This is a genomic window from Neisseria sp. CCUG12390, assembly GCF_047837985.1.
Lineage (GTDB): Bacteria > Pseudomonadota > Gammaproteobacteria > Burkholderiales > Neisseriaceae > Neisseria.
This window is the reverse complement of the sequence record NZ_CP181244.1, coordinates 173,616-187,182: the sequence shown is the minus strand read 5'-3', so window position 1 is coordinate 187,182 and position 13,567 is coordinate 173,616. Positions and strand designations below refer to the sequence as shown.

Annotated in this window: 7 protein-coding genes, 2 tRNA genes and 1 rRNA gene; 1 reads left to right on the top strand and 9 read right to left on the bottom strand. The window is 49.4% G+C overall.

Annotation, left to right across the window (positions count from 1 at the left end; genetic code table 11):
- Positions 1-15 precede the first annotated feature (15 nt).
- The 5 genes from ACM67E_RS00980 to ACM67E_RS00960 form a co-directional block, all read right to left on the bottom strand.
- Positions 16-219, bottom strand: a complete 204-nt coding sequence (locus tag ACM67E_RS00980) for a hypothetical protein (protein WP_416191715.1) — start codon at positions 217-219, stop codon at positions 16-18.
- 124 nt (positions 220-343) lie between these two features.
- Positions 344-419 (bottom strand) — tRNA-Ala (locus tag ACM67E_RS00975).
- An 11-nt stretch (positions 420-430) separates the two neighbouring features.
- Positions 431-507 (bottom strand) — tRNA-Ile (locus tag ACM67E_RS00970).
- Positions 508-614: 107 nt separating this feature from the next.
- Positions 615-2,155 (bottom strand): 16S ribosomal RNA (locus tag ACM67E_RS00965).
- Positions 2,156-2,772: 617 nt separating this feature from the next.
- Positions 2,773-3,579 (bottom strand): cytochrome C assembly family protein, encoded by an 807-nt coding sequence (locus ACM67E_RS00960; protein ID WP_416191799.1) that lies wholly within the window; start codon positions 3,577-3,579, stop codon positions 2,773-2,775.
- Between the two features lie 118 nt (positions 3,580-3,697).
- Here ACM67E_RS00960 and ffh point away from each other — a divergent pair, with 118 nt between their 5' ends.
- Positions 3,698-5,068, top strand: a complete 1,371-nt coding sequence (gene ffh, locus ACM67E_RS00955; protein ID WP_416191798.1) for a signal recognition particle protein — start codon at positions 3,698-3,700, stop codon at positions 5,066-5,068.
- 514 nt (positions 5,069-5,582) lie between these two features.
- Here ffh and ACM67E_RS00950 read toward each other — a convergent pair.
- From ACM67E_RS00950 to ACM67E_RS00935, 4 genes are all read right to left on the bottom strand, one after another.
- Positions 5,583-7,001, bottom strand: a complete 1,419-nt coding sequence (locus tag ACM67E_RS00950) for an MFS transporter (RefSeq protein ID WP_416191797.1) — start codon at positions 6,999-7,001, stop codon at positions 5,583-5,585.
- A 182-nt stretch (positions 7,002-7,183) separates the two neighbouring features.
- A complete protein-coding gene (locus ACM67E_RS00945; protein WP_416191796.1) occupies positions 7,184-7,540 on the bottom strand; it encodes an MGMT family protein in 357 nt (118 codons plus the stop codon).
- 147 nt (positions 7,541-7,687) lie between these two features.
- Positions 7,688-9,685: an ATP-binding protein gene (locus tag ACM67E_RS00940; RefSeq protein ID WP_416191795.1), complete on the bottom strand. Its 1,998-nt coding sequence runs from the start codon at positions 9,683-9,685 to the stop codon at positions 7,688-7,690.
- Between the two features lie 61 nt (positions 9,686-9,746).
- Entirely contained in the window at positions 9,747-13,523 is a 3,777-nt protein-coding gene (locus tag ACM67E_RS00935; protein ID WP_416191794.1) for a GNAT family N-acetyltransferase, read from the bottom strand.
- Positions 13,524-13,567: the final 44 nt, after the last annotated feature.

Genomic DNA, 13,567 nt, shown 5'->3' with positions numbered 1-13,567 from the left:
TTTGACTTGGCTTCCTTACCGTTGACTAGTAAGTCGGCTAGATATTCCTACTTTGATAAAGCTTACTGCTTGTTGTGTGATATTCTCTGCCTTTTGTCTTTCAGAAAATATCTTGATACAATCATCACCCAAATACTGTGACTGAATCTTTTTCAGACGGCCTAAACCGTTTTCAAATTCGACACATTGCAATGCACCAAATTCAGATTCAATCAACATTGTCTTTGTTTGTTGATTTCGGCTTTCCAATTTGTTAAAGATCGATGCGTTTCGTTTTGGCTACTTCGCAAATTAAAATGAGCTGCGCATTCTATAGCAGCTTACTTTGATTTGTAAAGTATTTTGGTGGAGGCAAACGGGATCGAACCGATGACCCCCTGCTTGCAAAGCAGGTGCTCTACCAACTGAGCTATGCCCCCAGTATGAGTTGTGGTGGGTCTGGGAGGACTTGAACCTCCGACCCCACGCTTATCAAGCGTGTGCTCTAACCAGCTGAGCTACAAACCCAAGGTCGTTATGTCGGAGAATTTGATATACCTCTTCTCCTTCATATCTTTGCATCTTCTACAGTTTACCGATAAGTGTGAATGCGACAAACCTCTTCTTTTCTCTAGAAAGGAGGTGATCCAGCCGCAGGTTCCCCTACGGCTACCTTGTTACGACTTCACCCCAGTCATGAAGCATACCGTGGTAAGCGGACTCCTTACGGTTATCCTACCTACTTCTGGTATCCCCCACTCCCATGGTGTGACGGGCGGTGTGTACAAGACCCGGGAACGTATTCACCGCAGTATGCTGACCTGCGATTACTAGCGATTCCGACTTCATGCACTCGAGTTGCAGAGTGCAATCCGGACTACGATCGGTTTTGTGAGATTGGCTCCGCCTCGCGGCTTGGCTACCCTCTGTACCGACCATTGTATGACGTGTGAAGCCCTGGTCATAAGGGCCATGAGGACTTGACGTCATCCCCACCTTCCTCCGGCTTGTCACCGGCAGTCTCATTAAAGTGCCCAACTTAATGATGGCAACTAATGACAAGGGTTGCGCTCGTTGCGGGACTTAACCCAACATCTCACGACACGAGCTGACGACAGCCATGCAGCACCTGTGTTACGGCTCCCGAAGGCACTCCTCCGTCTCTGGAGAATTCCGTACATGTCAAGACCAGGTAAGGTTCTTCGCGTTGCATCGAATTAATCCACATCATCCACCGCTTGTGCGGGTCCCCGTCAATTCCTTTGAGTTTTAATCTTGCGACCGTACTCCCCAGGCGGTCAATTTCACGCGTTAGCTACGCTACTAAGCAATCAAGTTGCCCAACAGCTAATTGACATCGTTTAGGGCGTGGACTACCAGGGTATCTAATCCTGTTTGCTACCCACGCTTTCGAGCATGAACGTCAGTATTATCCCAGGGGGCTGCCTTCGCCATCGGTATTCCTCCACATCTCTACGCATTTCACTGCTACACGTGGAATTCTACCCCCCTCTGACATACTCTAGCTACCCAGTTCAAAACGCAGTTCCCAGGTTAAGCCCGGGGATTTCACATCTTGCTTAAGTAACCGTCTGCGCTCGCTTTACGCCCAGTAATTCCGATTAACGCTCGCACCCTACGTATTACCGCGGCTGCTGGCACGTAGTTAGCCGGTGCTTATTCTTCAGGTACCGTCATCAGCATTCGATATTAGCAAATGCCTTTTCTTCCCTGACAAAAGTCCTTTACAACCCGAAGGCCTTCTTCAGACACGCGGCATGGCTGGATCAGGGTTCCCCCCATTGTCCAAAATTCCCCACTGCTGCCTCCCGTAGGAGTCTGGGCCGTGTCTCAGTCCCAGTGTGGCGGATCATCCTCTCAGACCCGCTACTGATCGTCGCCTTGGTAGGCCTTTACCCCACCAACCAGCTAATCAGATATCGGCCGCTCAGATAGCGCAAGGCCCGAAGGTCCCCTGCTTTCCTCCTCAGAGTATATGCGGTATTAGCTAATCTTTCGATTAGTTATCCCCCACTATCCGGTACGTTCCGATATGTTACTCACCCGTTCGCCACTCGCCACCAAAAGAGCAAGCTCTTCCGTGCTGCCGTTCGACTTGCATGTGTAAAGCATGCCGCCAGCGTTCAATCTGAGCCAGGATCAAACTCTTATGTTCAATCTCTAACTTTTTAACTTCTGGTCTGCTTCAAAGAAACCGACAAAGAATAGATATCATCTACATCTTGTCTGTTTTTGTCGCAGTGTGAGGCTTACCGCACTCACACTTATCGGTAATCTGTTTGTTAAAGAGCGTTTCCTGCTGCGTCAGCAGCGAAGAAACCGAACTATACCCCTCTCCCCTTACAACCGTCAACCCATCAAACCGACTTTTTTAACAGAAAAACAGCAAAACACTGTTTTACAACAATATTATTTATCACAAACCACAACCCGAATCCTGCAAAAACTCCCCAGCCGCACAAACCGGTAAATTAAAACCGCCCGAAGGAGAACTTCAGACGGCATTCTTCCATACGCAGCGCTTTGTATATCTATTATATATACATATTTTCTTTATTTAGCACTTTATCATTAGTAGCATATCATTCAAAATAATACTTGCGCATTTGCCAGCTATCTATTAAATTTAAAAACATAATCGTGATGAATTTGTTTCAACGATTAAAAAAGCCAAGATAACAAAGGTTATAAAAATAGATGAGACTGGTAATACAAGGTAATAATCGATATAAAGAAAAGAGCTGCTATAAAAGCAGCTCTTTTCTTTTTTATTTATTGTTTTAAAATAATTTCCAATACAAATTTACTGCCTACATAAGCCAACAACAGGCTGATGAAGCCAATAATTGTCCAAATTGCGGCTTTCTTACCCCGCCAAGCCATCATGCTGTGCTTGAGCAGTAAACCACCATAAATCAGCCATGACAAAATACCGAATACAGTTTTATGTGTAAAAGTTACCGGTTTTCCGAACACGCTCTCCGCAAAAAATGTACCGCTTACTACGGAATAAGTCAGCAAAACGAAACCGACCAGCATGCCGCGGAACATAAGCTTTTCCAAACTCAATAACGGCGGCAGAAATGCAACCAAAGACGACATCTTCCGTTTGTGCAAACTTCGATTCAGCAATAAGATTAATACTGCAAACAAAGTCACGATACCGAATAAGCCGTATGCCAGCAGCGAGCTGCCTACATGCAGCATAAACGGTACATCGCTGATTTCATAACCGATAAATTTTCCCGGAAAAATCATGCCCAACAGCAAGGCCAGCGCTGCGCACGGATACAAAAGCAACTGCAGGCCGCGCAAACAATAAAAAAAACTCCCCAAACAATACATCATCAGCATCAGCCACACAATCAGGCTGATCGAATAACCGAATCCTGTAATCAAAACCTGATCTTGCAATACCGGCATCAACAAGGCTGCGCCGTGCACCAGCAACGCCACCCCCAATATCATCAGTTCGGCATGGATAGGATACGCCTGATCGTGGTGCCTTTTATGGCGCGTCCACACAAAGCCCGATAATCCGGCATACGCCAGCATCAGACAAATCAAAATTATCGGCATAACAAACTTTCTCCGTGCGCATAGTCATAAAAACGCACGATAGTGTAAAATAAACCCGATTTCATTTTATCAAATAATGCCCTCCCGTGGGCAGCTATTCTCATTATCAAGGATAAGCATGTTAGACAACTTAACCAACCGCTTCAGCGGCGTCCTGAAAAACATCCGAGGCCATGCAAAATTAACCGAAGACAATATCAAAGAGGCTTTGCGAGAAGTCCGTCTGGCCTTGCTGGAAGCCGATGTCGCCTTGCCCGTAGTCAAGGAATTCGTCAACAACGTCAAAGAAAAAGCACTCGGGCAGGAAGTTGCGGGCAGCCTGACGCCCGACCAAGCCTTTATCGGAGTCGTCAACGATGCCCTGATCGAATTGATGGGTAAAGAAAATTCGACGTTGGACTTATCCGTTGCCCCGCCTGCCGTAGTCTTGATGGCCGGTTTGCAAGGTGCGGGTAAAACCACCACCGTCGGCAAACTGGCCCGCCTGCTGAAAACCGAACAAAAGAAAAAAATCCTGGTGGTTTCCGCCGACGTGTACCGCCCTGCCGCGATTGAACAACTGCGCCTGCTGGCGGAACAAGTCGGCGTGGACTTTTTTCCGTCCGACATCAGCCAAAAGCCGGTGGACATTGCCCGTGCCGCCGTTGATTACGCCAAAAAGCATTTCTACGACGTACTGATGGTCGATACCGCCGGCCGTTTGGCGGTTGACGAAGAAATGATGAACGAAATCAAAGCCCTTCATGTGGCGGTCAATCCGCTGGAAACCCTGTTCGTCATCGACTCCATGCTCGGCCAAGATGCCGTCAATACCGCCCAAGCCTTTAACGAAGCCCTGCCGCTGACCGGCGTGATTCTCACCAAAATGGACGGCGATTCGCGCGGCGGTGCGGCTTTGTCTGTGCGCCACGTTACCGGCAAACCGATTAAATTCATCGGTATCGGCGAAAAAGTTTCCGGTCTCGAGCCTTTCCATCCCGACCGCATTGCCAGCCGCATTCTCGGCATGGGCGACGTATTGAGCCTGATTGAAGACGTTCAGCGCGGCATCGACGAAGAAGCCGCCGCGAAAATGGCGAAAAAAATCCAAAAAGGCAAAGGCTTCGACCTCAACGACTTTAAAGAGCAAATCCAGCAAATGCGCAATATGGGCGGCTTGGAAAGCCTGATGTCGAAAATGCCGGGCGAACTCGGCCAGATTTCCAAACAGATTCCCGAAGGAACCGCCGAAAAAGCCATGGGCAAAGTCGAGGCGATTATCAACTCGATGACACCGAAAGAACGCGCCAACCCTGCGTTGATTAAAGCCAGCCGCAAACGCCGCATTGCCGCCGGCGCAGGCACGAATGTGCAGGAAGTGAACAAAATGCTGAAGCAGTTCGAACAATCCCAGCAGATGATGAAAATGTTCAGCGGCAACGGCATGGCCAAACTGATGAAAATGGCCAAGGGAATGAAGGGCATGAAAGGCATGTTCCCGGGGCTGTAACCGCATATTCGGCAAAACGAAAGGCCGTCTGAAAATAAAATTTTCAGACGGCCTTTTATCATTTTTTCCGAAATGCAAACAACCTGTCCTTCTCAACCAAACTCAAAGGCGCCCATGCGCACCGCAACCATTCCATCCCCCCTGCATTTCCGAAAATAAATTGTCCTGCTAAAAAGCCGTCTGAACGACATTTCGCAAGCAGTGGCATTTTGAAATTTCGGTGTTGATGAACGGACTTGTGCAACTTACTAACCAAGGTTCAACAACAATATACCCAAATACAGCAAAAAGCCGAAACCTTTGCGAAACTCAACTTAAACCCAAAATCTATTCCCGTCATTCCCGCGCAGGCGGGAATCCAGACTTGTCAGTTTCTGAAATATTTAGGATTACAGCGGGATAAGATTCCGGATTCCCACCTGCGCGGGAATGACGGGATTAGAGGTTTTTGAATATTTTCAGATTTTGCAAAAGTATCAGGCCGTCTGAAAATATTTTTCAGACGGCCTGCAGCTTAAATCTGCTTATCCGGATTCGGCTTGATTTTATTTTCGTCCGCTAAAGATTCCGCCGCATCGGGCGTATCGGCAGGCGGAATTTCCGGTTCCGCTTCTTTACCGTCATCCGCCGTTTCAGACGGCATCGCTTCATTATCCAACTGATCCACATGCGCCTGCGCCACGGCTTCGTCAAAATCATCGTCTTCTTCTTTATTGCGCGGATCCAAGTCCGCCGCCATCGCGCCCGTGTTGCCCGATACATTCACAAACACGCTGCGTTCCTCTTCCGGAACCACATTCTGCTTCCAGGCAAACGCCGCCAAACTGCCGGCCGCCGCCGCATACAGCGCGTAAAAACCCAACTTCGGCGCATAATCCATTACCACGCCCAGCAGCAGCGGTGCAGCCAACGAACCCAAACCGTAGCAAAACAGCAGGCTGCGGCTCACTTCCACCGTATTCATATTGTTCGGCAAACGGTCGTTCGCACGCGCGATACTCAGCGCATACAGACCGAAGAGGCCGCAACCGAACGCAAACGCCACCGCATTATGCACCACCGGCGTATCCAGCCGCATCACCATCGCCGCCAAACCGCACGCCGCCGCGACACAAGCCAATGCCGAACAGCCCAAAATCGCATTGCGCCGGCCGAATTTGTCCGACAATTTCGCCAGCGGCAACTGCACCACGAAGCCGCCCACCATTGCCGTAGTCAGAAATACCGAAATCTGTTTCAACGTAAACGACTGCTGCAACAAAAACACCGAGGCCATCGTAAACAGCCCGTTGACCAACACACCGGCCAAAAACGCCGTGACGAAAGCCAGCGGCGCAATCGCCAGCACGCGCGGCACATTAATCTTCTGACGCGGCGGAATCTGCGGCGCCTTCATCCGCGTCAGCGACACCGGCAACATCGCCGTCATCACCAGCAACGTGCCCAACACAAACACATTGTCGCTGCTCAAATTAAAGCTCAGCAGCAAAATACCCAGCGTAAACGCCAGATAATAGACCAGATTGTAAACCGCCAGCACACGCGCCCGTTTGTCCTGCGCGCTCTGCTCCGCAAACCAACTTTCCGCAATCATCAGCATACTGAAATAGCAAAATCCCAATACCGTCCGCAATATCCCCCACGCCGTCAGGTTTTCCGTCATCAAATGCATAAGCGACGCCATCGCAAACACCGCCCCGAACACGCTGAAGCTGCGGATATGCCCCACCCCCGACACAATCCGGTGCGCCGCCACCGCACTCAGCGACGCCCCCGCAAAAAACGCCGCGTTCAATGCACCGATGACAATATTGTCCACCCCCATTTCCGCCAATTTCACACCGGCCGAGTTCAGAAACAGACCGAAACCGGCAAACAGAAAAAACACCGAAGCAAAGAGCGAATAAAAACGGTTGGAAAGCGCGGCAGACATGGACACCCCTTCAAAATTAAAAGTTGGGAATTGGATAAACTTTTGAGATTTCAAATGAATACAGCATTAAAACATAGAAACGCCGAGAACACAAAAGGCCGTCTGAAAACCTGTTTCAGCTTCGCAGAAACTTCGTTTTCAGACGGCCTGTTGACCGTTCCGCCAATATCCGTTTAACCCGTCTAACAATCCCACAGATACCGCTTCAGACAGACATGGTTTTCGTCTTTCAATTCCACCCCTTCCGCACGCAGCAACTCGGCCTGTTCCGCCCAGCCCGGCACCAGCCTGCCCGACGCGTTCACCACCCGATGGCAGGGATAACGCCCGTAGAATGCCGCATTCGCCAACACGCTCCCCACCAGACGCGCGTTTTTCTCCCGCCCGATCAAACGCGCAATCTGCCCGTAAGTCGCCACCCGCCCCGCAGGGATTTCTTCGACTACCGATAAGATTTCGAATGCAAGGCGGTCGTTTTTGGGGCGGGCGAGGGTGTACGGAATATGAAAATCGGGGAAACAGGATTGGGGTTTGGGCATTTCAGACAGCCTTGTCGGATTATAGATTGGTGCCATATTGCGGACAATAGAGCATATAATATAACCACACACAATTGATGGAAACTTAAATAACGCGTACGCTGCCGACGTCACATATTACTGACGCAGGCTACATTAGCTGTACTATTATAGGGATTCTTGATGTAAATCTGTAATTAGGTCTTTTGCAGAAAAATTACCAAGATTTTCTCGTCGAGTTTTGAGATTTTCTAATAAATAACCATTTATTAAATCAAATTCATCTAATAATGAATACCAGTTTTTTACGTAGCACTTAAATCTATCGTCATCTGTTACCAAGCCGGGTTCTAATTTATTTTTTAAAGAATTAATGCGTCCACGAATTTCAGTATCTGAATTTGATATTTTTCTACCAATAAGAATTAACTCAAAATGTAAATTTTCACTACTAAACTCAGGATGATTTTGTAGTATCCTTTTATAGTCATCTAACTGTCTTAGATGAGTATAGTTTAAAGCAATTGAGGGACGCTTAATTTCTATAATAATACACCTAAAAAATTTTTTTCCTGTTGGCGATACAAATGGAACCTTTCGCGCTAAAAATAAATCTACCTGCCTTTGAATGCCTTCTAGTTCTTCTGCATCAAGATTTTCACCATCTAAATCCTCTTGAGTTACTTTCCTAAAAATATCTGGTACCTTATTTCTCAAAGAATAAGCATTTTTCGTAAAACTATCTTCTTCCGCCCCAATAGTTTCATAGGCATTTCCAAACAACCAGGTATTATTTTCTATAATTCCTTGAAGGTCTGGAGTTTCCAAAACTTCTTTATAATGAAGATTCATAATTTCTCTTAATTTATGAACAACATTTTCTCTACGTTGTAAAATTTCTATTGTGCTAATAATATGCTCTAATTTAGATTTGGAAATTTGTTGCGCCAGTTTTTTAGTATTTTCCTGATCTAAGTTTAAAACATTTTCAATAATATCAATTAATCCATCATTTTCATTTGAAATGGATAATCTATCAAGTAATTGAATAATAATTTTTTGTTGCTTCGTGTTTAAATTACTGAAAATTTTAGGATCTGCCAAATATAATTCACGTACTAACTGTTTAGTGTTTTCTTTACGCCATTCTTTTTGCTCAATACTCAAAATATCTTTATAGTCGGGAAAGATACCATTCTTTTCAAATTGAGCAATTTTTTCCTCAACAATAGATTTTAGAAAATCATTGTATATTTTCCTTGTAAATTCAGCACATTCACTCTCTACTCTTTTCCATGTCTCTGACAATGGGGTGTAAATAGGTTTTTCTGATAATAAGTCATTATCGTGAGTCGAGAAGTTATCAGCCCATTTTGAAATAATATATATACTGATGTAAAAGTCAGGTTTTTTATTAAAACTACTCAACTTTTTATAAACAACCTTATCGTAACTATTCAAAAGGTAAATATATGACTTCTCTGACGTAGGCTTCTTATCCCATAAAAAAAGTTTAACCTCAAATTCATGCCCATCAATTAAGATTTGATGTGTAAATAACTCATGCGAAGGTGCTTTAATTATATCAGAGCCAAGCTTTAGGGTATGTGTATCATGTAGTGCAAGGAACCAACCAAACTCAATAGACAATTTCTCTATCAATTGTTTATTATCTATACTAATCTTCGGAAAGATTTCATTTAATTCAACACATGTTCCAGTATTTTTATTTTTTAAAGATAGATGTTGAGTAGTATCTTGTAATTCAATCCAAGGACATTGGATCAGGTCGATACTATTAATGCTAATTTTAGCTTGCTTACCAAATTTATTTTTTGTGTACCAATCAGCCTTATTTGCAAGCTTATGAAAAGCCAAGCGCCCTCTACCACGAGACCCATGTTGTTCAACATTGTCTTTTTTGGAAGAATCATTAAATTTACCAAAATTATCCTGAATGTTATCTATATCGATACCAGTCCCATCGTCAAGCACTGTTACTGCCTGTAAAGCATCCAGTTCACTTCTAGTTAAAATAATATCAACATTTTTAGCTTTAGCATCGAAACCGTTCCAAGCTAGTTCAATGATAGCTTGTTCAGGCTCTGTATTTTTGAAATGATTTTGTACTCCCGAATGAGTAATTTTCGTTTCTAACTTGTTCATGGGTGTTGTCCTAGTGATTTTTAAATCTATGAGATTCTACCTTTAAAAGAGTTGTCAGTGTTTATTTGATACTCTCCCACTCCTTCCCCAACCTCTTCACCGACACCGGATACGGCGTCTTCAACTCCTGCGCGAACAGCGACACGCGCAGTTCTTCTATCTGCCATTTGAACGCTGCGAGGCCGTCTGAAACGGGTTGGTTTTGCCGCGTGAGGCTGTCTGTTTTTTCCTGCCACATCTGTTCCAATTCCTGAATTTCGGCTTCGCGCGCGGCGTCGCGGGCGGGGTTGCCGCTGTATTTTTCCATGCGCAGGGTCATGGCGCGGAGGTAGACGGGCAGGCGCGGCCATTGCGGCCACGGGGTGCGGACGGCGAAGCCTGCGCCGAGCAGGGTTTGCACGCGTTCGCGCAGCAGGTGGGCGAGCGGGTGTTTGCCGCTGGCGAGTTTGCCGTTGAGTTCGGCGTAGGCGGCTGCGGTGTCCTGCAGATAGCGGCTGACGGCTTCTTTGACGGCGGGCAGGCGGCTGCGGGCACGTTTGATTTGCTCTTTGAACGCTTTTTCGCTGCGGGGCGGTTCGTCGTCGCCGATAAAGGCGCGGTCGCACACGGCGGCGGTGAGGTCGTCGCGCAGGGTGTCGGCGGGAATGTGTTTGAGCAGCATGGCGGCTTGGGTAAACCCTTGAATGCCTTTGTTTAAATCCTTCATGTGCTCTTTGAGTTGCAAGGCCATGAGCGCAATCACGCCCTTGCGGTGGGCTTGGGCGGCGGCTTCGGGCGTGTCGAACAGGCGCAGGGCGATGCTGCCGTCTTTCTGTTTTTGCAGGCCGAGATAGCCCGTGAGCTGCTGTTTACCGCGCGCGAACTTGATGCTTTCGGGCAGCGTGCCGATGTCCCACGCGGTGACGTTGTCGCGCTCGAATTCCTGGGTATTGTCGCGAAAGGTAACGGCGGCGGCTTGGCCAAGTTGTTGTTGCAGCTGGATTAAATCCCTGCCCATGCCGAGTTCCTGCCCGCCGTCGTCCACCACGCGCAGGTTGAAATAACAGTGTTCAGGCAGCCTGAACGCCGCCCATTCGTCCAAATCGATTTGCTCGAGCAGGCGCATATCGCCGGCGGTTTTGGCGATAAAACGGGCAAGCTGCGGAATAATCGGCTCTTGGCGGTTCGGCTCGCTTTCGAGAAATTTCGTGACGAACTCGGGCACGGGCACGCACACGCGGCGCACCTGCTTGGGCAATGCTTTGATTAACAACTGGATTTTTTCGCGCAACATACCGGGTACCAGCCATTCGAGCGCGGGCGCGTGGATGCGGTTGAGCACGGTGAGCGGCAGGGTCAGGGTTACGCCGTCGAGCGGATGGTGCGGCTCGAAGCGGTAGGCCAGCCTGAATTTGCCGTCGGCGGTTTTCCAATGCGGCGGAAACTGCTCTTCGGTAACGTGCGCCGCCGCGTGCTGCATCAGGTCTTCTTTGGTAAGGAACAGCAGGCGCGGGTTTTCTTTTTCGGTTTGCTTCAGCCACGTTTGGAAGGTGCGGATGTCGGCCAGCGGTTTGGCGTTTTCAGACGGCCTTTGACGGGGCGGGTTTGAATTTGCCGTTTCCGCCGCGTTTTGGGATGATGGGTTCACACCTGCCCTACGCGGTTTTTCAGACAGGCTTTGTGCGTTCAGGCTGCCTGAAAGATTTTCAGACGGCATCGGCAGGGTATTTATGTCCGACGAAGTTTGTACCGTCGCGTTTCCGGTTTGCAAAACCATACGGTAATTGGTTAACACCAAACCGTTGCGCGGGATTTGGTTCTCGTGTTGCAGCACGAAGCCCTGTTTTTCGAAAAAAGGCAGCGCGGCTTTGGACACATCGGCCGTTACCGTGCCGCCCGTATCCGTTTGCGGCAGAACGGCGGACAGCAGCGCGGCGGCAATGCCTTGCCGTTGGTGGTCGGGGTCGGTGTACAGGCAGTCCAAATGGTTTTGTTCGGGCAGATATTCGACGAAACCGAGTACGCGGTCATTCTGCGCGGCCACGCGGATGCCGTCGCGCCCAATCCGTTTCTGCCAGAAAGCGGCATCGTCCGCACCGTGCAGCCATGCGGCTTTTTCGCTGTCGCTGTAATGGTTTGCGTCGATGTGCAGGACGGCGCGGCGGAAGAGTTCGGCAATTTGGGCGGCATCATGGGCGGCGGCAGAGCGTATTTCGTAGGGTGGGTGTGAACCCACCGTTTCTGCCATTTCTGCCGCATTTTGCGATGGTGGGTTGACACCCACCCTACAAGGGTTTTCAGACGGCGTAGGTCGGGCATTTATGCCCGACGGGGTTTGTACGGACGCATTACCTGTGTCGGGCATGAATGCCCGACCTACGGTTTTGTGGTTTTCAGACAGGCATTCTGTTCGGGCGTTGTCGGTTTCGTAGGGTGGGTGTGAACCCACCGTTTCCGCCGTTTCTGCCGTGTTTTGCAATGGTGGGTTGACATCCGCCCTACGCGGATTTTCAGACAGGCATTCTCGGTTCAGGCCGTCTGAAACGGATTTTTCAGACGGCGTAGGTCGGGCATTGATGCCCGACGAAGAGTGTGCAGCCGCGTTGCCTGTATCAGGCATAAATGCCCGACCTATGGCTTCAGACGGCACATACTTTTCGGGCAGCCTTTGATTGTAAAAATCAAACAGCGCCTCTTCGTCCACCAGCACATCCTGCCGCCGCGATTTGTGCTCCAACTCGCTGATTTCCTTAATCAGTTTTTTGTTGTGTACGAAAAAATCCGCCTTCAAATCGCATTCCTGCGACACCAGCGCGCTGCGGATGAAGATTTCGCGCGCTTCTTCGGGGGCGACGTGGCCGTAGGCGACAGAGCGGCGCGGCAGCACGGTCAGGCCGTAGAGCGTGACGCGTTCGCTGGCGACGACTTCGCCGCGTTTCTGCTCCCAATGCGGCTCGAAATAGTGGTAGCGCACCAGATGCCGCGCCTCCTGCTCGATCCATTCGGGCTGGATGGCGGCCACGTCGCGTGCGTAAAGCCTTGTCGTTTCAACGAGTTCCGCCGCCATCACCCATTTCGGCTTGCTCTTGAACAGGGCGGACGCGGGGAACAGGTGGAAATGCGAACCGCGCGCGCCGGTGTAGTCGTGGCCGTCGGGCGACTTCATGCCCACGTTGGCAATCAGCCCCGTGAGCAGGGCGCGGTGGATTTGTTCGTAGCCCGCTTCTTTGGCGGCGCGGATATTGGCGCGGTGCTGCTTTTTATCCAGTTGTTTTTGCTTGAGTTTTGCCGACAAATCCTGATCGCCCGCGTTTTCAGACGGCCTCAACTGCGCCGCTTCGGCAGGCCGTCTGAAAACCTGTTCGCGCGACGCCAAACCCATTTCCACCGCGATTTCGGCAAGCTGTTTGTGCAGCTCGCGCCACTCGCGCATCCGCAGGTGCGACAGGAAATATTGCCGGCACCACTGCACCAACTGCTTGTTCGACAAGCCTTTGTCGCGCTCGCGCTGGAAGCTGTCCCAAATATTCAGGTAGGCCAGAAAATCCGACTGCTTGTCGGCAAACCGCTCATGCGCCTTCGCCGCCGCCTCGCGGTTCTCCAAAGGCCGCTCGCGCGGGTCTTGAACCGACAGCGCGGACACAATCACCAGTATCTCCGCCACGCAGTCGTGCTTCTTCGCCGCCAGCAGAATGCGCGCGATTTTCGGATCTATCGGCAGCCGCGCCATCTGCTCGCCGAGTTTGGTCAGGCGGTAGCGGGGGCGGTTTTCAGACAGGCTTGGTTGGTTCGGACGGGATTTCAGGCTGCCTGAAAGGGTTTCAGACGGCGTGTTGGGGTGGGGTTTGGTGTTTTGCATAGCAGTTTTAGGGGGAAATCTGGATTAAAATGGAGACAGACTGC

Coding starts and splice junctions, on each gene's coding strand:
- ACM67E_RS00980 (WP_416191715.1), bottom strand. CDS start 219: ATGTTGATTGAATCTGAATTTGGTGCATTGCAATGTGTCGAATTTGAA.
- ACM67E_RS00960 (WP_416191799.1), bottom strand. CDS start 3,579: ATGCCGATAATTTTGATTTGTCTGATGCTGGCGTATGCCGGATTATCG.
- ffh (WP_416191798.1), top strand. CDS start 3,698: ATGTTAGACAACTTAACCAACCGCTTCAGCGGCGTCCTGAAAAACATC.
- ACM67E_RS00950 (WP_416191797.1), bottom strand. CDS start 7,001: ATGTCTGCCGCGCTTTCCAACCGTTTTTATTCGCTCTTTGCTTCGGTG.
- ACM67E_RS00945 (WP_416191796.1), bottom strand. CDS start 7,540: ATGCCCAAACCCCAATCCTGTTTCCCCGATTTTCATATTCCGTACACC.
- ACM67E_RS00940 (WP_416191795.1), bottom strand. CDS start 9,685: ATGAACAAGTTAGAAACGAAAATTACTCATTCGGGAGTACAAAATCAT.
- ACM67E_RS00935 (WP_416191794.1), bottom strand. CDS start 13,523: ATGCAAAACACCAAACCCCACCCCAACACGCCGTCTGAAACCCTTTCA.